Source organism: Devosia sp. Leaf64, assembly GCF_001421945.1.
Classification (GTDB): Bacteria; Pseudomonadota; Alphaproteobacteria; order Rhizobiales; family Devosiaceae; genus Devosia.
Genome location: NZ_LMLO01000019.1, coordinates 119790 through 144624, shown reverse-complemented (window position 1 = coordinate 144624; position 24835 = coordinate 119790). Strand labels below are relative to the sequence as shown.

Annotated in this window: 25 protein-coding genes and 1 tRNA gene; 13 read left to right on the top strand and 13 right to left on the bottom strand. The window is 60.6% G+C overall.

The genetic code is table 11. The annotated features are described in order from the left end of the window. The first annotated feature begins 111 nt into the window (after positions 1–111). Together ASE94_RS11895 and ASE94_RS11890 are read left to right on the top strand one after the other, a co-directional pair. On the top strand, positions 112–2421 hold the full coding sequence (locus ASE94_RS11895) for an EAL domain-containing protein (RefSeq protein ID WP_062630580.1): 2310 nt from the start codon (positions 112–114) through the stop codon (positions 2419–2421). Positions 2422–2519: 98 nt separating this feature from the next. Next, positions 2520–3296 (top strand): hypothetical protein, encoded by a 777-nt coding sequence (locus ASE94_RS11890; protein WP_062630579.1) that lies wholly within the window; start codon positions 2520–2522, stop codon positions 3294–3296. A gap of 14 nt (positions 3297–3310) precedes the next feature. Here the strand turns inward: ASE94_RS11890 and ASE94_RS11885 are convergent. The 5 genes from ASE94_RS11885 to hemC all read right to left on the bottom strand — a co-directional run bounded on the left by ASE94_RS11885 (position 3311) and on the right by hemC (position 7869). Beyond that, a tRNA-Thr gene (locus ASE94_RS11885) sits at positions 3311–3386 on the bottom strand. 38 nt (positions 3387–3424) lie between these two features. Continuing rightward, positions 3425–4810, bottom strand: coding sequence for a heme biosynthesis HemY N-terminal domain-containing protein (locus ASE94_RS11880; protein WP_062630578.1), 1386 nt, complete (start codon positions 4808–4810; stop codon positions 3425–3427). Continuing rightward, positions 4807–6174, bottom strand: a complete 1368-nt coding sequence (locus ASE94_RS11875; RefSeq protein WP_062630577.1) for a hypothetical protein — start codon at positions 6172–6174, stop codon at positions 4807–4809. Before ASE94_RS11875 ends, ASE94_RS11880 begins: the two co-directional genes overlap by 4 nt. Positions 6175–6198: 24 nt before the next feature. After that, entirely contained in the window at positions 6199–6930 is a 732-nt protein-coding gene (locus ASE94_RS11870) for a uroporphyrinogen-III synthase (protein WP_062630576.1), read from the bottom strand. Further along, positions 6931–7869: a hydroxymethylbilane synthase gene (gene hemC / locus ASE94_RS11865; protein ID WP_062630575.1), complete on the bottom strand. Its 939-nt coding sequence runs from the start codon at positions 7867–7869 to the stop codon at positions 6931–6933. A gap of 93 nt (positions 7870–7962) precedes the next feature. Here hemC and tsaD point away from each other — a divergent pair, with 93 nt between their 5' ends. Genes tsaD through ASE94_RS11845 form a run of 4 tightly spaced genes read left to right on the top strand, consistent with a single transcriptional unit; the run spans position 7963 to position 10753 of the window. Next, positions 7963–9042, top strand: coding sequence for a tRNA (adenosine(37)-N6)-threonylcarbamoyltransferase complex transferase subunit TsaD (tsaD, locus tag ASE94_RS11860; RefSeq protein ID WP_082461182.1), 1080 nt, complete (start codon positions 7963–7965; stop codon positions 9040–9042). Then, entirely contained in the window at positions 9032–10018 is a 987-nt protein-coding gene (locus tag ASE94_RS11855; protein ID WP_062630574.1) for an NAD(P)H-dependent glycerol-3-phosphate dehydrogenase, read from the top strand. Before tsaD ends, ASE94_RS11855 begins: the two co-directional genes overlap by 11 nt. Position 10019: 1 nt before the next feature. After that, positions 10020–10313, top strand: a complete 294-nt coding sequence (locus ASE94_RS11850) for a YciI family protein (protein WP_062630573.1) — start codon at positions 10020–10022, stop codon at positions 10311–10313. 5 nt (positions 10314–10318) lie between these two features. Next, a complete protein-coding gene (locus ASE94_RS11845) occupies positions 10319–10753 on the top strand; it encodes an EVE domain-containing protein (protein WP_061908458.1) in 435 nt (144 codons plus the stop codon). Between the two features lie 47 nt (positions 10754–10800). On the opposite strand, the gene ASE94_RS11840 is transcribed toward ASE94_RS11845, so the two are convergent. Further along, entirely contained in the window at positions 10801–11100 is a 300-nt protein-coding gene (locus tag ASE94_RS11840) for a hypothetical protein (protein WP_062630572.1), read from the bottom strand. 127 nt (positions 11101–11227) lie between these two features. On the opposite strand from ASE94_RS11840, the gene rimM reads away from it, so the two are divergent. The 4 genes from rimM to ASE94_RS11820 all read left to right on the top strand — a co-directional run bounded on the left by rimM (position 11228) and on the right by ASE94_RS11820 (position 14135). Continuing rightward, on the top strand, positions 11228–11764 hold the full coding sequence (gene rimM, locus ASE94_RS11835) for a ribosome maturation factor RimM (RefSeq protein WP_061908460.1): 537 nt from the start codon (positions 11228–11230) through the stop codon (positions 11762–11764). Continuing rightward, entirely contained in the window at positions 11761–12447 is a 687-nt protein-coding gene (trmD, locus tag ASE94_RS11830) for a tRNA (guanosine(37)-N1)-methyltransferase TrmD (protein WP_062630571.1), read from the top strand. Before rimM ends, trmD begins: the two co-directional genes overlap by 4 nt. A 146-nt stretch (positions 12448–12593) precedes the next feature. Further along, complete coding sequence (gene rplS, locus ASE94_RS11825) at positions 12594–13145, top strand: 50S ribosomal protein L19 (RefSeq protein ID WP_061908462.1); 552 nt, start codon at positions 12594–12596, stop codon at positions 13143–13145. Positions 13146–13319: 174 nt separating this feature from the next. Next, positions 13320–14135: an exodeoxyribonuclease III gene (locus ASE94_RS11820; RefSeq protein WP_061908463.1), complete on the top strand. Its 816-nt coding sequence runs from the start codon at positions 13320–13322 to the stop codon at positions 14133–14135. Here the strand turns inward: ASE94_RS11820 and ASE94_RS11815 are convergent. From ASE94_RS11815 to ASE94_RS11805, 3 genes are all read right to left on the bottom strand, one after another. Beyond that, the gene (locus tag ASE94_RS11815; protein WP_062630570.1) at positions 14128–14580 is read right to left on the bottom strand and encodes a cyclic nucleotide-binding domain-containing protein; all 453 of its coding nucleotides are present in this window, start codon (positions 14578–14580) and stop codon (positions 14128–14130) included. The genes ASE94_RS11820 and ASE94_RS11815 overlap by 8 nt on opposite strands. 157 nt (positions 14581–14737) lie before the next feature. Next, positions 14738–15421, bottom strand: coding sequence for a response regulator transcription factor (locus tag ASE94_RS11810; protein WP_061908465.1), 684 nt, complete (start codon positions 15419–15421; stop codon positions 14738–14740). Between the two features lie 127 nt (positions 15422–15548). Beyond that, positions 15549–16253, bottom strand: a complete 705-nt coding sequence (locus ASE94_RS11805; RefSeq protein WP_062630569.1) for a YggS family pyridoxal phosphate-dependent enzyme — start codon at positions 16251–16253, stop codon at positions 15549–15551. A 129-nt stretch (positions 16254–16382) separates the two neighbouring features. Here ASE94_RS11805 and leuS point away from each other — a divergent pair, with 129 nt between their 5' ends. Genes leuS through holA form a run of 3 tightly spaced genes read left to right on the top strand, consistent with a single transcriptional unit; the run spans position 16383 to position 20495 of the window. After that, positions 16383–18983: a leucine--tRNA ligase gene (gene leuS / locus ASE94_RS11800; RefSeq protein WP_062630568.1), complete on the top strand. Its 2601-nt coding sequence runs from the start codon at positions 16383–16385 to the stop codon at positions 18981–18983. Beyond that, positions 18970–19473, top strand: coding sequence for an LPS assembly lipoprotein LptE (lptE, locus tag ASE94_RS11795; protein ID WP_062630567.1), 504 nt, complete (start codon positions 18970–18972; stop codon positions 19471–19473). The genes leuS and lptE overlap by 14 nt, the downstream gene beginning before the upstream one ends. Then, positions 19473–20495: a DNA polymerase III subunit delta gene (holA, locus tag ASE94_RS11790; RefSeq protein WP_062630566.1), complete on the top strand. Its 1023-nt coding sequence runs from the start codon at positions 19473–19475 to the stop codon at positions 20493–20495. Before lptE ends, holA begins: the two co-directional genes overlap by 1 nt. 57 nt (positions 20496–20552) lie before the next feature. On the opposite strand, the gene ASE94_RS11785 is transcribed toward holA, so the two are convergent. From ASE94_RS11785 to mnmG, 4 genes are read right to left on the bottom strand one after another with little or no spacing between them, the layout of a single operon-like run. Beyond that, on the bottom strand, positions 20553–21428 hold the full coding sequence (locus ASE94_RS11785; RefSeq protein WP_062630697.1) for a ParB/RepB/Spo0J family partition protein: 876 nt from the start codon (positions 21426–21428) through the stop codon (positions 20553–20555). A gap of 9 nt (positions 21429–21437) precedes the next feature. Then, positions 21438–22238 carry a ParA family protein gene (locus ASE94_RS11780; RefSeq protein WP_062630565.1) on the bottom strand — a complete coding sequence of 267 codons (801 nt, stop codon included), beginning with the start codon at positions 22236–22238 and terminating at the stop codon, positions 21438–21440. Between the two features lie 21 nt (positions 22239–22259). Further along, complete coding sequence (rsmG, locus tag ASE94_RS11775) at positions 22260–22907, bottom strand: 16S rRNA (guanine(527)-N(7))-methyltransferase RsmG (protein ID WP_062630564.1); 648 nt, start codon at positions 22905–22907, stop codon at positions 22260–22262. Continuing rightward, positions 22907–24769, bottom strand: coding sequence for a tRNA uridine-5-carboxymethylaminomethyl(34) synthesis enzyme MnmG (gene mnmG / locus ASE94_RS11770; RefSeq protein ID WP_062630563.1), 1863 nt, complete (start codon positions 24767–24769; stop codon positions 22907–22909). Before mnmG ends, rsmG begins: the two co-directional genes overlap by 1 nt. Positions 24770–24835 lie beyond the last annotated feature (66 nt).

Here is a 24835-nt window from a genome sequence, read left to right as displayed (position 1 = left end):
TCGTTTCAAGGATGAAATGGCCAAAAGCCACTGCCCTGTGGCGTCCGCCCATGCCTTTTGACCGGAGTCGAAGGTACGGGCCCTCAACAGTTGAGCCCTAGGCGGATCGCAATGTTCCAAGCCGCCCACAAATTGCTGCCGCCGATCGACTATGTGTCGTTGATCCGCTCGCTCTATGCCGACAGGCTATCCATGCTGCTCGGCGCCTATGGCTCGGCACTCGCCGCCGGGGTCGCCGCGCTCGAATCGCGTTCGGCCTATCTTGCCAGCATCGCGGTGCTTTTCATCATCGTCGGAGCGGTTCGCCACCTCGATATGCGGGCTTTTGCCGATGCGGAGCTTGGCGACGAAGACGTCGAGACCGCCATCTATTGGGAAGGCCGCGCCACGATCGGGGCTGCCGCTATAGCCACGGTCTATGGCGTCTGGTGTCTCCTCAGTTTCTGGGTCGTCGATGATGCCTTTGCCGAACTGACGGCCGCGAGCGTTTCGGTTTCGGTGCTGGTTGGCGTCGCCCAGCGCAATTTCGCCATCGACCGGCTGATGACCATCCAAGTCCTCCTCATCGCCGTGCCGATGTCGCTCGGGCTTTTGCTGACGGGCGATATTTTCTATGCGCTGCTGACGCTCTTGCTGCTGCCGTTCTTCGTATCCTTGCGCAAGATTGCGGGCAATTCGCGCGATGTCTTGCTCCGGGCGGTGCATGGCCGCACGACGGCCTCGGCCTTGGCGGTGCAGCTTGATACCGCGCTTGATACGCTGGCCCATGGCCTTTTGATGCTGGACCAGAACCGCCTGATCGAGGTGGCCAATGACAGCGCGCTCGAAGCGTTTGGCATCGATGAGCCGGCAGATTGGCTCGGCTGCCCGCTTTACGAACTTTTTGATCACGCGCTTGAAACCGGTGCGCTGACCTCCGCTGCAGCGCGGCGCATGCTGGTGCTGATCGAGACGGGCGCAAGCGGCAAGGTATTGATCGGCAATCGCGCCGGACAATATTTCGAAGCCTCGATTTCCTCGCGCGACGCCAAGGTCGTCCTGCTGTTCGAAGATATTTCGGACCGTATCGCGGCCGAAGAACGGATCAGCCATATGGCCCGGTTCGATGCGCTCACCGGCCTGCCCAATCGGGCGCATTTTGCCGAACTGGTGGAGGGCGCACTCGAAGCGCGGCTCGACGAGATCGAGCCCGGGATTGCAGCGCTGCTGATCCTCGATATCGATGATTTCAAGCATATCAACGATACGCTCGGCCATCTGGCAGGCGATCAATTGCTCGAGGAAGTCGGCTTGCGCCTGCCGGCCGTCCTGCCGCGCGATGCCATCGTCGGGCGGCTCGGGGGCGACGAGTTCATCGTCTTCTTCATTTCGCACGGCAATGAGGATGTCATCGAAGCCGATGCGCGTCGCGTCGTCGCGGCATTGCAAGTGCCCTACCGCTTGCCAAGCCGCGAACTGACCATCAATGTCAGCCTCGGTTCGGTGTCGTCGACCGACCGTGGCGATGATTTCGATCAGTTGATGATCAAGGCCGACCTCGCGCTGAACGCCGCGAAATCGGGCGGCAAAAACCGGATCGTCCAATTCCATGCACGCATGGACACCGAATATCAGCTCCGCCAGCAGCTCAAGATCGACCTCAAGGCCGCCATTGCCGATGGTGAAATCCAGTTGGCGTACCAGCCGATCGTCGATCCCCGCGAAAACCGCGTCGTCGGCTGCGAAGCACTGGCGCGCTGGAAGCATGCAACACTTGGCGCCATTTCGCCGGCCGTGTTCATTCCGATCGCCGAAGACACTGGGATGATCACCGATCTCACCCGCTTCGTTTTGGCAAAAGCCACCCAGGATTGCCGCACCTGGCCCGATGACATGCGCGTCGCCGTCAATATTTCGGCGCGCGATTTCCGCTCCTGCGATGTCAGCGAGCTCGTGACCGACGCGCTCGATAAGGCCGGACTTTCGCCAGAGAGACTCGAAATCGAAGTCACCGAAACCACCGTCATCCAGCAGCGCGACGCGGCCGCGAGCGCCCTGCTCGAGCTTTCAAAGCGTGGCGTCGGCATCGCGCTCGACGATTTCGGCACGGGCTACTCGTCCCTGAGCTATCTCAGCGCCCTGCCCTTTACCAAACTCAAGATTGACCGCTCGTTCCTCGATGATATCGAAAGCGACGACAAGGCGCTCAAGCTCCTCGCCAATGTGGTCAAACTGGGCAAGGACCTCGACCTCGTCGCGACGATCGAGGGCGTCGAGACCGAGCGTCAGCTCGAACTGGTCACCAAACACACCGAGGTCGACCTGATTCAGGGCTTCCTTTATGGCGCACCGCTGAGCTACGACGCCATTTCACGGCTGCTGGAACGACAGCATTCCCGTCAAACCGTGGTACCGCTGCGGCTTGTTTCCACAAATACCTAAGGCAAAGCTCGTATATTAACTATACCGGCATTGTCGCCTTTGGATACGCGTTAACACATTGTTAACCTCGTATTTATTCGTATTCAGGGGCGGGCAGCATGGCGATCGACAAAGACAGCGCGGCTGCAGCCCGCGCGGGTATACCCTCGCGTTTTTCCGGCGCCTTGATCGATATTCTCGATGACGTGAGCTATGCCCGGGTCGATGCCGGCGTCATTGACGACCCGATCTATAAGCTGCGCTACCGCGCCTATCGGCGCGAGGGGTTTATGGACCACAATGCCGAAGAGATCTGCATCGACGATCTCGACGAAACCGCCAATGCCATGAGCTTTGGCGTCTATATCAAGGGCGAACTGGTCAGTTCGATCAGGCTGCATCACCTGACAGCAGACCACCGCCGGTCGCCGAGCATGAAGGTCTTTCCAGACATCCTGGAGCCGCTGATCGACGAGGGCATGAGCTTTATCGATCCGAGCCGGTTTACGGCGGACTATGAGGCTTCGCTCGCCTATCCAGCCCTGCCCTTCCTGACGCTCCGCGTCGCCGCCATGGCTTCGGTGCATTTTCATGCCGACCAGACGCTGGCCATCGTGCGGCCAGAGCACGGCGCTTTTTATAAGCGCGTCTTCGGTTCGGTACCGATGAGCGAAGTGCGTGCCTATCCCGGTCTTCATTTCCCGGTGACGCTTCTCGGCGCTACGGTCGAATCGATCCGCACCCGCGTCGCCGAGCGCTTTCCGTTCTTCCTCTCGACGGCAGAGGAGCGCAGCCAGCTCTTTTCGCAGACGATCAAGCAAGGCGCGCAGCTGCGCATCAAGGCTTCGGCCCGACACGCCTATGAAAGCGCACGCGCAGAACTGGCCGAAATCTGAGGATTTTTAGGAAGTGGTGCCGCTTAGGTGACTCGAACACCTGACCCCATCATTACGAATGATGTGCTCTACCAACTGAGCTAAAGCGGCGCCAACCGGGCTCGAGGCCGCGGCGGATGGTGGGTCTTTTACTGTTGGTTTTCAGCTGATGCAAGAGGCAAGGCAGGCGTCTTGGGCGACAATTCTGCCGGCTCGACAGGAAGCGCCGGTGGCAGGCTCGCCGGACGAGCATTGCTCGTGACGGGCACCTTCCATTCGAATGCGTCGAGCTTGCCAGTAACCGGCGAGATCGGCTCCCATTCGTCGCTAACAAGACCATCGGCCGTCCAGGCGGGATCGCGCGCGGCGCGGAGGCCCCGGGCGAGCCATTCGCGCGCCTTGCCCTGATCCCCGCTCTCGCCCGCTTCGATCTCGGCCATCAGGCTCGCGACACCCTGAGTCAGATCAGGCCCGACATAGGGCATCAACACGTCGCGCGCGAGCGGCCAGTCATAGGCATCCACGGCGGCACGGGCCATGGCCATGGCGGCTGCGCGATGCTCTGGTGGCATATCGATGATTTCTCGGACCCGCTTTAAACGATCGACAGCCGAGGCGCCGGGCTGGGCATGAGTATAAAGAGCGGCGACATCGGGATGGCCCGTGGCCCGCCAGATGCGGCGCAGGAGGCTCATCGCCTTGCGGCTTTCGCCCTGGCTGATCTGGATGCGTGCGGCGATCAGGGCAGCCGGTACAAAATCGGGAAGGAGTTTGAGGGCTGTAAGCGCGTGTTCGAGCGCCATGAGGGGCTGGCTGGCTTCGCTCTGGCGAGCGCGCGCGGTTTCGATCACGGCCTGGCGGCGGCGCTTCTTCGCCCGGCCTTCGCGGCCCGAGGGCGCCTCGCCATTGACCATGGCGACGGCTTCGGCCCATTGGCCACGCTGCACCAGATCGTCAAACACCGCTTCCGCAGCCCAACCGCTTTCGGGCGATAGGCTCATTGCCTTGCGCGCAAAGGTCAGGGCGGCTTCGGGCCGCTGCTGCGCACGGGCCTGATCGTAAAGTCCGGTCAAGGCGGCAAGGGCCGTCTTGTCGCTGGCGATGAGCGCCCGGTAATGTTCACGCGCAGCCGGCATATCACCGACGGCAAGATCGGCGCGCGCTTCGAGGAGCTTTGCGGCGCTATTATCAGGCAGGCGCGCTTGCGCTTCGCGCGCAAGGAGCCGGGCGCGGGCTGGGTCGCCCGATTGGAGCGCAATGACGGCATCCGAAAGGGCTTCGACGCCCTGCTCGCGCCGGCGGATCGCCCGCCGCCGCGCCATGGCGCGAGGGGCGCCGATAATCCGCCGCACCAGAGCCCAGACCAGAATGACGAGCGCTGCGGCAAGGAGCAGCAAGACGACCGCTGTGCCGAGCCGGGGCTGCATGCGATAGCCGGCAAGTTCAAGCGTCAGCGTGCCCGGCAAGGCCATGAGCCATGCGGCAATGGCGGCGATGACGAGACTGCCGATGATCCAGAGCGCGAGACGGATCATGCCCCGTTCCCTCCGGTGAGAGCAGCCTGGCGGAGATCTGCGATGAAGCCCTGCGCCGCGGCCTGATTGGCAATATCATCGCCGACACTACCGGCGGCAGCGCGCATGGTTTCGGGCAAGGCGTCGAATTCGGTCTTGGCGGCAATGAAATCGCCGCGGTTGATGGCGCCTTCGAGCCGGGCGACGGTCGCTTCTGGCCCTTCGCCATCCACAGCCTCGGTTGGGCGCAGGGCGATGATGCCGCGGAACCAATCACCGGCAGATTCCTGCCATCCGGCATTGGCGGGCGTCGGCCGGCCGGCAAGGATATCGGGCAGGACGGCATCGAAATCGCGTTTGACGAGATCGGGCCGCTTGAGCCCGGTCATGGCATTGGCAAGGATGGTCTGCGGTACATCGAAATTGGGCAATGCCTGACGGAGCGCTGCAACTTCGGCATCAAAGGCACTGCCCGTTGCAAAGGCCGAATCAAAGCCCGAGACGATCAGCGGCAGGCGGGCCTGCCCCGCTTCGGCCGCGGTGCCAGCGCTAACATCGCTTTCAAGAGTGCTGATTTTTCCCGAAACCGTATCGAGCTCACTGCGCGTCTGCGCGGCGTTTTGGCGAAGGGTCGCGAGATCGGCTTGGAGGCTGGCGATGGCAGCGGCATTTTCAGCCGCTTCCTGCGGTTGAGCCTGCGGCGTAGAGGACAGACTTTCGACCCGCGCGGTCAGCGCGGCGAGGTCGGTTGCCAACTGGTCCGTTCCCGGTCCCGTTGATTCGGCCGCTTGAGTGCCAGCGCCTGCTTCGACACTCGACACACGCTCATTGAGCCGGGCCAACTCGTCCTGAAGAGTGGACGTAACGGTCTGCAATTCAGGCAGGGCCGACGACACCTGGGCGATCCGCGGATCTTGCTGCGGCGTAGCGGGCGCCGGCCAATAGCCAGCAACCGCGAGACCATAGGCGGCGCCAAGACCGATCACGCCACCGACGAGGCCGGCGAGCCATACAGAACCACCGCTGCTGGTGTTTTGCGGCTTAGGCGCGACTGGCGGCGGGGTGGGCTTTGGATCGGATTTCGGCAGGTCGGATTTGGCCGCGCCTGTTGCTGCTCCAGAGGTGAGCGGATCGAGCTTTTTTTCCGGGCCAAACGGCTTGGCTGATTCGGGCTTGCCCGGCTCGACCGTGGCAGGTTCTGGCTTCAAGGCTTCGGGCTTTGCCGCATCGACCTTGTCCGGCCCAGGCTTCACCACGGGGGTCGCAGGCGTCGCGCCAGCCGGGCGCGCCTTGCCTTCAAGCACCGGCGGCTTCACCGCAGCCGACTTGTTGCCGGCGGGCTTGGTTTCGGGGGGAGCGCTTGCCTTGTCCTTGGGATCAGCCATGTGCTTTCCTTTTGCCTTTCCCGATCATGACCCAGTTTGCTCGCGGGCAAAAGCCAATGCCAGCGACATCATTGCTTCTTCGTCGGGCCTATCCGCCAGATGAACGCGAGTGAAATGGCTTTCGATCAATGGCTGAGCGACATTTTCTGAGAGACAAAAGAGCGCAAGGTCGCGCTTTTGTGCCGCATCAAGCCGCTCGTTGAGAACCGACGCGAAAATCTCCGCCGTGCGCCGCGAATAGATGAGTGCGGCGGCAAATTCTCCGGCTTTGATTCGCGCCAAAACATCTTCAGGAAAATCTGCCTCAGCGACCATGTCATAGACTGTTGCGGTGACGACCATGATGCCATGGGCCGCGAGGGCGTGTGCGAGGTCGCCGCTCAGATGCTTGCCGGCCGGATACAGCACCGGGCCGTCGAGCCGGGCCAGCGCCAGCATGGTCGAAAGACGCTCAAAGGTGCCGCCGGCGCTGACGACATCCGTAAATCCAAGGCTGCGCGCTTCGTGGGCAGTCCGATCGCCCACAGCGTAGACCGGCAGATGGCTGAGAGCCGCGAGCAATCCTTTTTCTTCAAGGGCGCGGAGAGCATTGGTGCTGGTTATGGCGAGCGCGGCAAAGCCGGACAGCGCCGGCAGATTGAAGTCGAGCACATGCCGGGTGAGAAGCGGCGCTACTTCTGAGGCGATGCCTAGAGCGGCGAGACGATCCTGCGTGGCCTGTGCATCGGGCTCAGGACGGGTAACGAGCATCTTCATCTAGGCCATCCACTGGCGGACCCAATCGGGACCGGCCTGTTCGAGGAGGGATTTGCCGACCTTTTCGCCCAGCGCCTCTGGCGTCGCGCCACTGGCTTCGGCCTGAAAACTCGTCTGCCCATCGAGGCTCAGAATTTCGCCCGTGAGGGTGAGACCAGCACCAGTACCGGACGTGAACGCGCCGACGGGCGTGCGGCAAGAGCCATCGAGCACGGCAAGCATGGTGCGCTCAGCCAGAATAGCGGCGTGCGTCGCAGCATGATCGAGCGCCGCAACAACGGAGCGGAAACGCTCATCATCGCTTCTCACGGCGAGCCCGATTGCGCCCTGCGCCGGGGCAGGCATGAAATTTTGGGTATCGAGAATGGCCGTCGCCCGATGGGCCTCTTCGAGCCGATTGAGGCCGGCCATGGCCAAGAGGGTCGCGTCGGCGACGCCCTCAAGCAGTTTGTTGAGCCGCGTATGCACATTGCCGCGGAACGGCACGATTTCGAGGTCGGGCCGCAGACGCAGCGCCTGCGCGGCGCGGCGAATGGAGGATGTGCCGAAGCGGGCCCGCTCGGGCAGATGGTCGATCGACTGCACTTTGACCGAGAGAAAAGCGTCGCGCACGTCTTCGCGCTCGAGAAAAGCGGCTAAAGCCATGCCCTCTGGCATGCCCGTCGCAACATCCTTGCTCGAATGAACGCCGATATCGATGCGGCCAGCGAGCAGCGCGTCGTCGATTTCCTTGGTGAAGACGCCCTTGCCGCCAATGGTTGCGAGCTCGACATTGGCCGCCTGGCTACGGTCACCGCCGGTCGAAAAGACTTCTATTGCAATCTCATCTTCGCCGACGCCATGGGCCTCGCACAACAGGCGGCGCACGAGTTTTGCCTGGGCCAGAGCCAATGGACTGCCGCGTGTTCCGATCCGGGCGAAGGGGGCTGGCGATTGCATTCTGGCTCCGTCCTAGTATAGGCCAATGGACAGTTGGTGCGCGGACCGCGAAGGCATCGCGCCGCTTCTTTCTTCGGAGTAGACCAGTTCGTCGTGACCGGGCAAGCGCAAGCCATAATTCTTGGAATTGAGACAAGCTGCGATGAAACCGCGGCTGCCATCGTCGTGCGGGATCAATCCGGTCACGGTACCATTCGTTCCAACGTCGTCCGCAGCCAGCTCGATGAGCACGCGGCCTTTGGCGGCGTCGTGCCCGAGCTTGCCGCGCGGGCCCATGTCGAGTGGCTCGACCATATTATCGCTCAGGCCGCCGACGAAGCGGAGATTGGCCTCGCGGATGTTGATGCTGTTGCGGCCACCGCTGGCCCGGGCCTGATAGGCGGCGTGCTTGTGGGGCTGACGACGGCCAAGGCACTGGCGGCGTCGCTCGGCAAACCGCTGATCGGCGTAAACCACCTCGAAGGCCATGCGCTGACGGCGCGGCTAACCAATGGCGTTGAATTTCCCTATTTGATGCTGCTGGTTTCGGGCGGACATAGCCAGTTCGTGCTGGTGCGCGGCGTGGGCGACTACCAGCGCTGGGGCGGCACGATCGACGATGCGCTAGGCGAAGCGTTTGATAAGGTAGCTAAGCTTTTGTCGCTCGGCCATCCTGGCGGCCCCGCGGTCGAGCGGACCGCCAAAACTGGCGATCGCCACAGGTTCAAGTTCCCAAAACCGCTGTTGCGCGAAGAACGGCTCGATTTTTCATTCTCCGGCCTAAAGACCGCCGTACGCCTGCAGGCCGAAGCCTTGGCGCCGCTCAGCGATGTTGACGTCGCTGACATCGCGGCAAGTTTTCAAAGCACGGTGGCGTTCATCATCGAGACCCGATCCCGCCAGGCGCTTGAAAAGTTTTCCAGCCTCTTTCCGGGTCAACCTATGCGCCTCGTCGTAGCCGGTGGTGTCGCGGCTAACCGCGAAATCGCCTCGGTGCTGGACTTACTATGCAACCGCGTCGGCGCGGAACTCATCGTGCCACCGATCGCGCTTTGCACCGATAATGGCGCGATGATCGCCTGGGCCGGCGCCGAACGGTTTGCGCTGGGCGACACCGACAAGCTGACCATTGCTGCGCGGCCGCGTTGGCCGCTGCAGGACGATGATATGCGGGTGAAGTCCGATGCGGCTTGAAAGCGTCGCAGTCATCGGTGGTGGCGCCTGGGGCACCGCGTTGGCGCAGGCCGCGGCCATGGCCGGACGACCGGTGACACTTGTTCTGCGCAGCGCCGAACAGGTCGAGGCGATCAATCGCTTACATCGCAATGAAGCCGCCCTGCCCGGCCAGGAGCTGCTCGACACGGTCACCGCTAGTACTACGCCGGTCGAGGCCGACATCTTTATTCTTGCCGTGCCCGCACAAGCGACGCGAACACTGCTTACATCGCTGAATGCAGATTTGCTGGCTGGTAAGCCGGTCATTCTCTCGGCGAAGGGCCTTGAGACTGGCACCCTCGCGCGGCAGAGCGAGATTCTCGCCGATATGGCGCCCGCGGCGCTCGGCTTCGTGCTCTCCGGCCCCAGCTTTGCCGGCGATGTCGCGGCCGGACGGCCTACCGCGGTCACCCTCGCGGGCGACGACGCTAACCTGACATCAGATCTTGCTGCCGCGCTCGCTGGCCCGACGTTTCGCCCCTATGCCGCCGATGATCGTATCGGGGTCGAAATCGCCGGGGCTCTTAAAAACGTCTACGCCCTGGCCTGTGGCGCAGTCGAAGGCGCAAACCTTGGCGCTTCGGCACGCTCGGCGCTGATCGCCCGCGCCTATGCCGAACTGGCCCGCATGGTCCATGCCCTAGGCGGCTCCGCGCACACGTTGACCGGTCTTGCGGGGCTCGGCGATCTCACGCTCACGTGCACCTCGGTTCAGTCGCGAAACTATCAATTCGGCATGGCGCTCGGCGCTGGGCGGCTGACGGACGAAATTCTTGCAAGCGGCGCCAAGCTCGCCGAGGGCGTCGCCACCGCGCCGGTTGCAGCAGCGCTTGCCAAAAGCCTCGATGTCGATGCGCCACTGATCGATGCCGTCGACGCCTTTGTTGCCGGCCGCGCCGACATTGCCACTATCGTTGCGGGCCTGATGTCCCGCCCGCTCAAGAGGGAACACTGAAATGCTCTACGCCATGATCGCCAAGGACGCGCCCGGCGCGCTGCAGAAGCGCCTCGATACTCGTCCGGTTCACCTCGAACACCTCAACTCGTTGGGCAAGAAGTTGGTTTTTGCGGGCGCGTTGCTCAACGCTGAAGAGCAGCCGGAAGGCTCGATCGTCGTGTTCGAAGCCGAAACGCTTGCCGAAGCCGAGGCGCTGGCCGCAGCCGACCCCTTCGTGCCCGCCGGGGTTTTCGAGAGCTACGAAGTCAAGCGCTGGCGCATTGCCATCAACACCACCGGCGTGGAGTTCTAAACCTCATGGCCTATTGGCTGATGAAGTCCGAGCCGCACGTTTTTTCCTTCGATGATCTCGTCGCCAAGACGGCGAAGGGGGAAGTCGAAGAATGGCATGGCGTGCGCAATTATGCGGCACGCAACAATATGAAGGCCATGGCTGTCGGCGACGAGGCCTTTTTCTACCATTCCAATATCGGCAAGGAGATCGTCGGCATCATGACGATCGTGGCGCCGGCCCATCCTGATTCGACGGGAGAGCTCAACGCCAAGGGCGAAGTCGTCTGGGAATGCGTCGATGTTCAGTCGGTCAAACCCTTTCCGAAGCCGGTGACCCTCGCCGAGATCAAGGCGACTGAAGCGCTATCAGAACTGGAACTCGTAAAGCTGTCGCGGCTGTCCGTGTCGAAGGTCAGCGCTGAGGAGTGGATGCTGCTGTGTAAGATGGGTGGCTTGTGAGAACTTGCGGCCAACGATTCACGTGAAACGTTGGCCGAAAAGTAGCGTCAGTCGCGTGGCACAAAAATGAATTCAGCTTCATTGCCGCCGGCAGGGTCATCAGAGACTTCGATGGCCAATTTATTCTCTTCAAGGGCTGCAAACCAATCATCCCAGCTCACAAGCTCAAAGCCGTCCACACGATCGGGGCCCTCATTGCCTTCGGCATTGAGCGCGTCCTGACCAAAGGTGAGCTGCAGGATGGTCCGGCTGCTGGTGCCATCGGGCGTTTCCATCAGGACGGGATTGCCGCCACGCGCTTCGGCCCATTCGCGAATGGCTTGGCGATCGGTCAGTTTTTGCGACATTGTCTTCTCCTAGCGGTGCGTTGCTGGAAAAAGCCGTTATCGCGAGCAAGGTTCCGCAGAATGCGCGCCACAGCTTGCGCGGCACAACAAGCCTGCTAAGGAGCAGCAAAGACAGGTGGAGACAGCCATGGCCGGCAGCGAAAAAACCATTCTGATGGGCAAGATCGGCGCGGCCCATGGCATCAAGGGCGAAGTGCGCATCGCGACCTTCACTGGCGATCCCGAAGCCATTGCGAGCTATGGCCCCCTCGACACCGACCGGCCAGGCCTTACAGTTACCATCGAAACAGCGCGCCTCAGCAAGACCGTGCTGATCGCCCGGCTGAAAGGCGTTAGGGATCGCACTGAAGCCGAAAAGCTCAATGGCGTGTCGCTGTTCATCGACCGCGATCGCCTGCCCGAGCCGGATGACGAGGATGATTTCTACCATGCCGACCTCATCGATCTCGATGCGCGCCTCGAGAGTGGCGTCAGCATCGGCGCGGTTTCGGCGCTCCTCAATTATGGTGCGGGCGACCTGATCGAAGTGACCGATCCGCGATCGGGCGATACGTTTCTCTATCCCTTCACTAAGGCGGTCGTGCCCACGATCAACATTGCGGCCGGCTTTCTCATCATTTCGCCACCGCTCGACGCCGAGCCGGGCGAGGAACAACCGGACTGATGTTTTCAGCCGATATCATCACGCTCTTTCCCGATCTCTTTCCGGGCCCGCTCGGCGCCTCGGTGCTGGGTCGTGGGATGGGCGACGGGCTCTGGACGCTGCGCGCGACCAATCTGCGCGACTTTGCGACCGACCGGCATCGCACCGTCGACGACACGCCATCGGGCGGCGGCGCCGGCATGGTGCTCAAGCCCGATATTTTGGCCAAGGCGATCGACACGATTGCCCCGGAAAGCGATCCGCGGCCCCGCATCCTCATGTCGCCGCGCGGCAAACCGCTGACCCAGGCGCTGGCGCATGAATTGGCCACCGGCCCCGGTGCCGTCATCGTTTGCGGCCGTTTCGAAGGCATCGATCAGCGGATCATCGACTCGCGAAACCTGCAGGAAATTTCCATAGGCGACTATGTTCTTGCCGGTGGCGAAGTCGCGGCCATGGTTTTGCTCGAAGCCATCGTGCGTCTCATCCCCGGTGTTCTCGGCGCGCTCGACAGCCGGGACGAGGAAAGCTTTGAAAACGGCTTGCTCGAATATCCGCATTATACCCGGCCTCAGACGTTTGAAGGCGTGGATATCCCGGCAGTTCTCACCTCAGGCGACCATGGCAAAATTGCCAAGTGGCGGCATGAGCAATCCCTCGCTCTGACCCGGTCGAGACGCCCGGATCTATTGGATAAAGGCTAGACTCTCTCGCCATTTTCCCCTATGAGCCGCCCATTCGCGCGCATGGGTATCGGACCCGGCGTGCGCCAAGACCAAAAAGACTAACCTCCGTCACAACAAAGACCGGGTGACCCAGTCACCCCTAGAAAAGATCGAACGGATCAAAAATGAGCAGCATTATCGAACAGCTCAACGCCGAGCAGGTAGCCCTGCAGGCGTCCAAGCGCGAACTCCCGGAATTCACCCATGGCGATACCGTCAAGGTGTGGGTCAAGATTCGCGAAGGCGACAAGGAACGTCTCCAAGCCTATGAAGGCGTCGTGATCGCCCGCTCCGGCGGCGGCATCACCGAGAGCTTCACCGTGCGCAAGATTTCGTACGGCGAAGGTGTGGAACGCGTCTTCCCGCTTTACTCGCCCAACATTGCTTCGGTCGAAGTGATCAAGCGCGGTAAGGTTCGTCGCGCCAAGCTTTACTACCTGCGCGATCGTCGCGGTAAGTCGGCTCGTATTTTCGAATCGACCAACGCCCGTACCCGCAAGATCGAAGCTGGCGAACGCACTGCAGCTCAGGCCGCTCGCGAAGCCCGCGAAGCCGAAAAGGTCGCAGCCGCTGAAGCCTTTGCCGCCGAACAGGCTGCCAAGGATGCAGAAGCCGCAGCAGCCGCCAAGGCCGCTGAACAGGCTGCCGCCGCTGAAGGCGAAGCCAAGAGCGAATAAGCGCTTTTTAGCGTCAAGCTTTGAAGCCCGGCCGCAAGGTCGGGCTTTTTTGTTTTGGGTGCTGACATATCTCGTCAGGAGACGACCCTGCCCGGCCATTTCCGGCTTTACCCCCGCCCCGGCTCCGCCCTAAAAGAGCCTCGGCTCCAAGTCGCAAAAAAGTCCGGAACGCCCATGACCCTTTCTATCGTCACCTGGAACATCAACTCCGTGCGGCTACGCATCGAGATGGTGCTCGATTTTCTCCGCCAGTATCAGCCGGATGTGCTGATGTTGCAGGAGATCAAGTGCACGAATGACCAGTTTCCGCGCAACGCCTTCATCGAGAATGGCTACCCGCACATGGCTGTGCATGGGCAAAAGGGCTATCACGGCGTGGCCATTGTCTCGAAATTTCCGCTGACCGATATTTCGAGCCGGGTTTTCTTCGAAATTCCGGAATCGCGCCATGTCTCGGCGCTGGTCGATATCGGCCATGGCCCGTTCACGCTGCACAATTTTTATATTCCTGCTGGCGGCGACGAGCCCGATCCCGAGATCAATCCGAAATTTAAGCACAAGCTTGGGTTCCTCGCCGAACTGAAGACTTGGTTCGGCGAGCCGATGTTCCAGCGCGGGCAGTTGATCGCCGGCGATTTCAACATTGCGCCGCATGAGAACGACGTCTGGAGCCACAAGCAGCTCCTCAAGATTGTCAGCCACACGCCGATAGAGACCGAAGCGCTCAATGGCCTCCTCACGGGGGGGCATGGCTGGGTGGACGTGGTGCGCAAGCACATTCCCTATGACCAGAAACTCTATAGCTGGTGGAGCTATCGCAGCGCCGATTGGAATGCGGCCGACAAGGGCCGTCGCCTCGACCATATCTGGACCACCGCCGATGTCGCGGAACAGTCGATTGGTGCGGAAATCATCCGTCCTGCCCGCGGCTGGACCGACAAGCCATCGGACCACGTGCCGGTGATCGCTCGCTTCGCGCGTCCTATTTAGCCTTCATCTTACGCTTGAGCGGATCGAGCGCAGTCAGATAGCCGGTCAATTCCCGCTCGATGCGCTGCACGGCTTTCTGAGCCAGCTCAGGATATTGCCGCACGAGCTTCAAAAAGGCTGAGCGCGGCACGAAAAGCAGTTCGCAATCGGTGACGGCTGTGATGGTCACGGGGCGAGGCTTTTCGAGAATAAGCGCCATGGGGGAAATGATGCTGCCCGGCTCGGACAGCGCATAGGGCTTTCCCGCCTCGACGCCGACATTGCGCGCCTTGACGGTGCCTTCGATCAGAACGAAAGCGCCCTCGGGCACATCGCCCGCCGTATAGATGACACTGTCGGCATCCATCATCCGGCGATCGCTGGCGAAGCCCAGCATGCGCCGTTGCTCATCGTCGCACATATTGAAGAAGTCGGCCCGCGCGAGTATGGCGGCCGCATCGTCCATTCTCATCAGCCATCGACCCAAATGCGCCCTACCCGCCGAACGACATCCGGCGGGTCAACGCATTGTCTATAGGGTAGTTCGCTCCGAGAATGAACACCCTTGTCCAAGCCACGCCTGCCGAAAGTGAAATTCTGCCTTCGGCGGGCGCGGTTTAGCCTCAAGGGACCAGGCGATACCCACCATCTTCGGTGACCAGCAGGCGCGCATTGGAGGGGTCGCGCTCGATCTTCTGGCGCAGGCGATAGATATGCGTCTCGAGCGTATGCGTCGTGACGCGGTTATTATACCCCCATACTTCCTTGAGAAGGATGTCGCGGGTGATGGTTTTTGGGCCCTGCCGATAGAGATATTTGAGGATCGAGGTTTCCTTGTCGGTCAGGCGAACCTTGATCCCGTCATTGGTTTCCAAGACCTTGGCCGCGGGCTGAAAGCTATATTGGCCGATCGTGAAAACGGCATCCTCGCTCTGGTCATGCTGGCGCAGCGCCGCATTGATGCGAGCCAGCAGCACCGGGAAGCGGAAGGGTTTTGTCAGGTAATCATTGGCGCCGGAATCAAGGCCCTTGATCTCATCGGCTTCTGTGTCATGACCGGTGAGCATCAAGACAGGGCTCTTGATCCCTTCCTGGCGCATGAGCTTGACCGCATCGCGGCCATCCATATCGGGCAGGCCGACATCGAGAATGGTCAGCTCGACATTGCTCTCGCGCAGCACCTTTAGCGCATCGTTCGCCGACCCGGCTTCGACGATGTCGAATTCAGGTTCGCCCTTGAGCTGATCGACCAGCGTTTCGCGCAGATCCGCGTCGTCGTCCACTACAAGGATGCGTCGCTTGTTCATTGGATTCTCCGGTCTTTTCGCTGTGGCCGACGCCAACACATCAATGCGACCCGTTCTGGGCTCGCCAATCACATGAGCGTTATTTAGTTCCCAGTAACGAAAAATGGCGGGGAAAAGTTGCAGCCGTTTACGCCAAGTGATCGGCGGTTGCGGCCTTGGGTCTATGGCCAAAAAGCGCTGATCCAACACGGACATGGGTCGCGCCCATGGCGATGGCGATCTCAAAATCCCCACTCATGCCCATGGAGAGATTGGTCACCTCGCACTGCCGCGCCAACATCGCGAGATGCGCGAAATAGGGGCCAGCGGGCTGACCGTCGGGCGGGATGCACATGAGGCCGACGATCTCGAGCCCATGGACTTCCCGGCAGCGTTTCACGAAATCGATCGTCTCCGCGATCGAGATCCCGGCCTTTTGGTCTTCGCCACCAATATTGACCTGAACGAAGCACGGTAGGCGCTTGCCGGCGCGCTGCATTTCCTGCGCCAAAACCCCAGCAAGCTTGTCGCGATCAACGGTTTCGATGACATCGAATAGCTCGACCGCTTCACGCGCCTTATTGGTTTGTAGAGGGCCAATAAGGTGGAGGGTTACCCCGGAGAATTCCGAGCGCAGCAAGGGCCACTTTTCCTTGGCCTCTTGGACGCGATTCTCGCCGAAAACCCGTTGCCCCTCTTGCAAAAACGGCCGCACTTCATCGGCATCAAAGGTCTTCGAAACTGCGACCAGCTCGACCTTTTCCGGCGGCGCGCCAAAACGGTCCCGCGCCTTTCCGATCCGTGTGACGATAGTGTTGAGCGCAGATTTGGCGCTGATGGCGCTGTCGGCCATGGTAAGGCCCCGTTTCTGTTGACCTTGGAGGGGATTTCTGGTGATGGTCCGGTAGCCAAAAACCCCGAAAAGCGCAAGCTGGCGAGCTCTTTGAGCCGCCAGGGCAAAGCATCTTCAAGGACGAGCACAGTGAGCGGCGAACGCTACAATCCGCGCGAAAGCGAACCGAAATGGCAAAAGATCTGGGACGACGCCAAAAGCTTCGTCACCGCCAATGACGATCCGCGCGAGTGCTATTACGTCCTTGAAATGTTCCCCTATCCATCGGGGCGCATTCATATGGGCCATGTGCGCAACTATTCCATGGGCGATGTCGTCGCGCGCTATCATCGCGCCCGCGGCAAGAACGTCTTGCACCCCATGGGCTGGGATGCCTTCGGCCTGCCGGCTGAAAATGCCGCCATCGAGCGCAAGACCCATCCGGGTTCCTGGACTTACCAGAATATCGAGGCGATGAAGGCGCAGCTCAAATCGATGGGTCTCTCCATCGACTGGACGCGCGAAATTGCCACCTGCTCGCCCGACTATTATCAGCATCAGCAATCGATGTTCATCGATATGCTCGAGGCCGGGCTCGTCACGCGAAAGTCCTCCAAGGTCAATTGGGACCCGGTGGACATGACCGTGCTCGCCAACGAACAGGTGATCGACGGCAAGGGCTGGCGCTCTGGCGCCCCTGTGGAACAGCGCGAGCTGACCCAGTGGTTCTTCAAAATCTCGGACTTTGCCGAAGACCTGCTCGAGGCGCTCGATACGCTGAACGATTGGCCTGAAAAAGTGCGTACCATGCAGCGCAACTGGATCGGCAAGTCACAGGGCCTGAGCTTCAATTTCACGGTGAAGGATGCGCCGCAGGGTTTTGAAACCCTGCCGGTTTTCACGACCCGCGCCGATACGATGCGCGGCCCGACCTTTGCCGCCATTGCGGCGGATCATCCGCTCTCCAAGCACCTAGCGGAAAGCAATCCGGCGATCGTCGACTTCATCGAAGCCTGCCATCGCATCGGCACGGCCCAAGAAGCCATCGATACCGCCGAAAAGCTCGGCTTCGATACCGGTCTCAAGGTCTTGCACCCGGCTGATCCGAGCTGGGAGCTGCCGCTCTACATCGCCAATTTCGTCTTGATGGACTACGGCACCGGCGCCATCATTGGCTGCCCGGCGCATGACCAGCGCGACCTCGATTTCGCGCGCAAATATGACCTGCCCGTGCTCGACGTCTTCATGCCGCTCGATAGCGACACACCGGTCGGCACCGAGGCTTTCGTGCCGCAAAAGACCGAGAAGGTGAAATACGTCCGCTGGTTTGGTGAAGACGGCGCTATCCTGACCAACGAAGAGGCCATGGCTAAAACCTTGGCGCTGTTCGAAGAAAACGGCTGGGGCACGGCCCAGACGCAATATCGTCTGCGCGATTGGGGCATTTCGCGCCAACGTTATTGGGGCTGCCCGATCCCGGTGATCCACTGCGAAGTCTGCGGCACGATTCCTGTGCCCAAGAAAGACTTGCCGGTTAAACTCCCCGAAGATGTGACGTTCGACAAGCCGGGCAACGCCCTCGACCATCACCCGACCTGGAAGCATGTCCACTGCCATCAGTGTGGCGGTCCAGCGTGGCGTGAAACCGACACCATGGACACCTTTGTCGATTCGTCCTGGTATTTTGCCCGCTTCACGGCCCCGCATGCCGATACGCCGACGGTTCCCGCCGTCGCCAATCGCTGGTTGCCGGTCGATCAATATATCGGCGGCGTCGAGCACGCGATTTTGCACCTGCTCTATTCGCGCTTCTTCACCCGCGCGATGAAGGCGACGGGCCATGTCGACCTGAGCGAACCATTCAAGGGCCTCTTTACCCAAGGCATGGTGACCCACGAGACCTATAAGTCGCAAACCGGCGAATGGGTGAACCCGACCGAAATTCTGATCGAAGCCACGGGCGATACACGTACCGCCAGGGATCTGAAAACCGGCGCACCGGTCACCATCGGCTCTGTCGAAAAGATGAGCAAATCCAAGAAGAACGTGGTCGATCCCGACGAAATCGTCGCGACCTATGGCGCTGATACCGCCCGCTGGTTCATGCTTTCGGACTCCCCGCCAGAGCGCGACGTGCAATGGACAGAGGCCGGCGTCGAAGGCGCCAGCCGCTTCCAGCAGCGCGTCTGGCGCTTGGTCAACGAGGCCATCGAACTCGATCAACGTGCAGCTGAATCCACAGCCACTGACGCCAAGGATGCGTTGGCGCTCCGCCGTGTGATCCATCGCAGCGTCGATGGCATTGGCAAGGATATCGAAGGCCTGCGCTTCAACCGCGCTGTCGCCCAGATCTATGAACTGACCAATGCTTTGACCAAGACCTTGCAAGGTCAGATCGGTCCAGAAACCCGCGCAGCCATCATGGAAGGCGCAGAAAAGCTGACCGTGCTGCTCTCGCCGATGATGCCGCATCTGGCCGAAACTTGCTGGGAAGCGCTCGGCAAGTATGGTCTCGTTGCCGACGCCAACTGGCCAGAGGTCGACGAGGCTATGCTGGTCGACGACACGGTCACCATGCCGATCCAGGTCAATGGCAAGCGCCGCGCCGAAATCACCGTCGCCAAGGGCACGCCCGCAGCTGAAGTCGAACGTCTGGTCTTGTCGATGGACGAAATTGTCCGCATTCTCGAAGACAAGGCACCGAAGAAAATCGTCGTGGTGCCGGACAGGATCGTCAATGTCGTTGTCTAAGCTGAAGCGCCTCGCCCTCATCATGCCCCTGGCCCTTGTTTCCGCGGGCCTGGGCGCCTGTTCGTTCCAGCCGGTCTATTCGGGCCGGCTGGCCGAGAACCCCCAGCTCCAGCTCGCCTATGCCAAGCCAGCGACGCGGCTCGAACAGGTGGTCTATCAGGAACTGTCGCTTCGCCTCGGCGAAACCACGACGCCGACCGCGCCCCTCGTGACGCTCTCGGTTTCGGGTTCGGTGTCGGCGCCCTATCTCAGCGCGACCACCAATCCCAACACGCCCTATGAAGCCACGGTGACCGCCACGGCAACGATTACTGCCCGGGACGGCGGCAGCGACAAACCGATCAGCATTACCCGTACGGCCAAGGCGCAGCTGACCCATAGTGGCCAGGTGCTTGCCGATACGCAGGCCGATCAGGAGGCGCAGGAACGCGCCGCCCGCGCCGCCGCCGAATCGCTGCGCCTTGCCATTTTGGCAGCGCTTGCGGGCTGATGACGGCGCTTAAGGCACATGAGGTTCAGCGTTTTCTTGCGCGGCCAGACCTGACGGAGGGCATTTTTCTCGCCTATGGCCCCGATGGCGGCCTTGTGCGGGAAACAGCCCAGCGTCTGATCCGCTATCTTGCTGGTAACGACATCGCTTCGGCCGATGTCATTACCTTTGATGGGCCAGAACTGGACGCCGAACCCGGCCGGCTGATTACCGAAGCGCGCAGCGGCTCGCTTTTTGGCGGAAAACGCATCCTTCGCGTGCGCAGCGCCAGCAAAAGCCTTGTCATGCCCCTGACCGAGCTGCGAGACGATCCCGGTGGGACGGCGATCGTTCTCGAAGGTGGTAATCTTGCCCCGCGCGATGCGCTCCGAGCGCTAGTCGAGGCCGCCAAGATGGGCCGCGCCCTGCCCTGCTATCCCGACACCGATGAAACGCTCACCAATCTCATGCGTGAGAATTTCAACCAAGCCGGTATCCGGATCGATTCCGACGTCATTCCCACCCTGCGCGAAATCCTTGGCAATGATCGCGAAATTACGCGCCGCGAACTTGAAAAGCTGACCTTTTTCGCTGCGACAACCAAAACGCTGACCCGCGAAGATGTGCTGACTCTGTGCGCCGACAATGGCGCCTTGGCGATCGATGCCATTTTGGACGCAACAGGCGGCGGCCACGCCGAAAAGCTGGAATTGGCGCTCAACCGGGCGCTGACAAGCGCAGTCAATCCGCAGCAGCTTCTCGCCATGCTGACCAACCACTTTGCCAATCTGCGCCGTTGGCGCGTCGACGTCGATGCAGGTAAACCGCCGCGGGCCGTGCTCGAAGCTGTGAAACCCAAGCCCCACTTTTCGCGGATCGGCCAGCTCGAACAGCAATTGCGGCTCTGGACAGACCCTGCTCTGGCCCTTGCATCCGAACGGCTGCTGCAGGCGACGAGCGACAGTCGTAGGAAGCCTGCTCTGGCCACTGCCATCCTTCACCGGACGACCCTAGCCCTCTGCATGATGGCAGCGCAGCACTGAACAACAAAAAGGCCTCTGCATAGCAGAGGCCACTCAGCTCAAAATCCGCTTAGCGAACTAATTATGTTGCCCGGTTAGCTTATGGCAAAGGGCATCGAGCTGTTCCAAGGTCTTGTAGCGAATCTCGACCCGCCCACCGCGCTCGGAGTGATTGAGCGAAACGGAAAGCCCCAAGACATCGGCAAGCCGACGTTCAAGCGCCACAGTATCAGCATCGCGCGTCGGCTCAGCGATCGGCGCCTTGCGAACAGGCGCCTCGCGCTGCTGGCTCAGGGCTTCAGCTTCGCGCACCGAAAGGCCCTTATCGACGATCTGACGCGCCAAGCCTGAGGGATCCTCGACGGTGATGAGCGTACGCGCATGACCGGCGGTCAGCGTACCGCTGGATACCATGCCACGGACATCCTCAGGCAGCTTGAGGAGGCGCAGGGTATTGGCCACATGCGATCGGCTTTTGCCGATCACCTGCGCCAGATCCTGCTGCGTATAGTCGAACTGCTCGATCAACTGGCCATAACCCATGGCCTCTTCGAGAGGATTGAGATCGGCGCGCTGGACATTTTCGATAATGGCGAGTTCGAGCGCTTCCTTGTCATCCACTTCGCGGACGATTACCGGCACATCGTGCAGCCCGGCCTTCTGCGCTGCGCGCCAGCGACGCTCGCCGGCGATCAGCTCGAAAATATTCTGATCATCCGTCGGGCGAACCAGCAAAGGCGACATCACGCCTTTTTCACGAATTGAATTAGTCAGCTCTTCGAGCTGGCCCGGATCGAAGGTGCGTCGCGGATTTGCCCGATTGGCAATAATGAAGTCAACCGGCAAACGCTTGCCGCTCGACCCGCTTTCGGTGACCCGCGCAGGTTCCATGGAATGCATATCGCCGATAAGCGCTGCGAGCCCACGGCCAAGACGAGTGGGTTTGTCTGTCATCATGGGCTCCTAGGCGGCTGCCAGCCGGCGTTCCCGGCGAATTACTTCGGTGGCTAAGCGCAAATAGGCTTGGCTGCCCGCGCATTTGAGATCGTAAAGCAGCGCCGGCTTTCCGTAAGACGGGGCCTCGCTCAGCCGCACATTGCGCGGGATGACCGTGTCATAGACCAGTTCGCCCATTTCGCTACGCACGTCGGCGAGAACCTGTTCGGAGAGATTATTGCGCTTGTCGAACATCGTCATCACGACGCCTTGGATCGACAGGCGTGGATTGAGGGTAGAGCGGATCTGCTCGATCGTCTGCAGAAGCTGGCTCAAACCCTCGAGTGCAAAAAATTCGCACTGCAGCGGCACAAGCACAGCATCTGCGGCGACCAAGGAATTGATCGTAAGAAGATTGAGCGACGGCGGGCAGTCGATCAGAATATAGCTCACCGCCTGATCGTTGATCCGGAGATCGCCGAGCTGTTTGAAAGCATCGCGGAGCTTAAAGGCGCGGTCGCCCTGCCCCGCAATGGTCAACTCGACGCCCAAAAGGTCCATCGTCGACGGAACAATGGCGACATTGGGCACGCTCGTCATGATCGCCGCCTGCGTCACCGTGGCTTCGCCTACCAGGATGTCATAAGCGGAGATTTCACGATCCGTGCGCGAAATGCCAAGACCCGTGGAGGCATTGCCTTGGGGATCGAGATCGACAATCAGCACACGTTCGCCAATAGCAGCAAGCGCGGTCGCAAGATTGATAGCAGTCGTCGTTTTGCCGACGCCACCTTTTTGATTGGCCAGAGTCAGGATTCGGGGTGCCAAGAAAGGCCTCCACTTTTGCCGCTAAGACGCTGATTTTCTTCGAAGATTCGTGATCGTCAGGATCACGCCGCCGGGATCAGTGTCACTCTTGTTTACTACCACGTCATGGTGCCAATGCGCACCCGAATCCTTGACTTCTTCAACATGTTCCCGCCCCTTGTGGAGCAACCCCCTTGTTTTTGCAGCGAAAAATGGCTCCATCCACTCGCACAATTGCGGCATTGCAGCGAGGGCGCGCGACGTGATGACATCGGGAGCGGGTGTTTCACGTGAATCAATCTGATCGCTGCGCTGCCCAATGACTGTCACGGCCAGTCCCAACTCACGCGCGACAGTGCGCAAGAAGCTAACCTTTCGAGCAGTCGGTTCAATCAGGACGAAAGAGCGATCCGTTCCCTTTGAGGCAATCGCGAGAGGTAGAGCGGGGAAGCCACCACCACTACCGAGGTCCAAGAAGTGCTTATCTTCGTCCTTAAGCAGCGCAGTAATTTGCAGACTATCCGCAAAATGGCGCTCCCAAATCGAGCTCAACGTTTCACGTGAAACAAGATTCTGAACGGCCTGCCATTTCTTGAGCAGCGCAGCATAGGTTTCCAAGTCGTTGCCAACTGCGTCGAGTGGTCTTGAGAAATGGCCAGAATAGGGGGCTATGGCAGTATAGTCAGCCATCAGCCAGCTTTCCGGAGGTCACCGCGACGCAAAACGGCCAGAAGGAGCGTTACCGCAGCGGGTGTCATACCGTCCATGGTCTGGGCCTGAGCGATCGTTTGCGGACGGAATTGGGACAGCTTCTGTCGTAGTTCCATCGACAGTCCAGGAATGGCATTATAATCCATGTCATCTGGAATGTGACGCGTCTCATCGCGCCGCATGCTTTCAATATCCGCCTGCTGCCGGTCGAGATATACAGCATATTGTGCATCAATTCCAAGCTGCTCTCGCACGGCCTCCGGAACATCTGAAAGTTCCGGCCAGAGTCTCACGATATCGTCCCAGCCCAGATCGGGATAAGACAAAATCTCGAACGCCGAACGCCGCTTGCCGTCTTCGTTGATGGGAATGCCAGCCTTGCGCGCCTGGCTCGGCGAGGCAACTGACTCGTGCAATTTCTTTCGGCCTGCCGTCAGCGCAGCTAGCTTTGTCTCAAAGAGGTCTTCGCGAACCTCTGTGACCAAGCCCTTTTCCATGCCCTGGGGAGTCAACCGCTGATCGGCGTTATCAGCGCGCAGATGTAGCCTGAACTCTGCGCGCGAGGTGAACATCCGGTAGGGTTCGGTAACACCACGTGTTACCAGATCATCGATCATCACGCCGAGATAGCTATCGGTACGCGAGAGGACCAAGACTTCCTGACCGGATGCAGCCAAAGCCGCGTTGGCGCCAGCGAGAAGGCCCTGCGCGCCGGCTTCTTCATATCCCGTCGTGCCGTTGATCTGACCCGCAAGATAAAGCCCAGGCTGGCGCTTGACCTCAAGGGTAGGCCGCAACTCGCGCGGATCAACGTAGTCATATTCGATCGCATAGCCGGGCCGAACAATCCTAACGTTTTCAAGGCCAGGCATCGAGCGAAGGAAAGCGTCTTGGACATCCGCGGGTAGCGAGGTGCTGAGCCCGTTCGGATAGACCGTATTCTCTTCGAGGCCCTCGGGCTCGAGGAAAATCTGATGGCTATCGCGATCGGCAAAGCGCACAATTTTGTCTTCGATCGATGGGCAATAACGCGGGCCGCGCGATTGGATCCGGCCGGAGTACATCGCTGAACGATGCAGATTGTCCGAGATGATCCGATGCGTTTCGCTCGTCGTCCTCGTGATGTGGCACGACACCTGCGGTGTAGTGATCGCAGTGGTCAGCGCCGAGAATGCCTCTGGTGGATTATCGCCAGGCTGTTCTTCCAAGACACTGTAATCGATCGATGTTTTGTCAAGGCGCGCCGGTGTGCCCGTCTTTAAGCGACCAAGTTGCAGACCAAGATTTTCGAGTCGCGTCGAAAGCCCGAGCACGGGCTTTTCCCCAATTCGGCCAGCGGGCACCGCTTCTTCGCCGCGATGGATAAGGCCACGCAGGAAAGTGCCGGTCGTTAGCACGACTGCCTTCGCGGAAAACCGACGACCATCTAGCAGTACGGCGCCAGATATGAGCCCATCGGTGACTTCGAGATCATCAACCTCACCCTCGATGACATCAAGGTTTGGCTGGGCTGTTATCGCGGCCTGCATGGCGTTGCGATAGAGCTTGCGATCGGCTTGGGCCCTTGGTCCTCGAACGGCCGGTCCTTTCCGGCGGTTCAGCACACGAAACTGAATGCCTGCCTCATCAGCGACGCGGCCCATAAGACCATCAAGCGCATCGATCTCCCGGACCAGGTGGCCTTTACCAAGCCCGCCAATAGCTGGGTTGCAGCTCATTTCGCCAATAGTGGCAAAGCTATGAGTGATAAGCGCCGTGGGAACACCAAGTCGTGCTGATGCGGCGGCAGCTTCGCACCCGGCATGACCTCCGCCTACGATGATGACAGCATAGTCCGTCATGGCTTGTCCTTAATGTCCACAACGCCCGCTAAGGCGTTTACGCTGGCGATGTCTGGTGATTGGGGC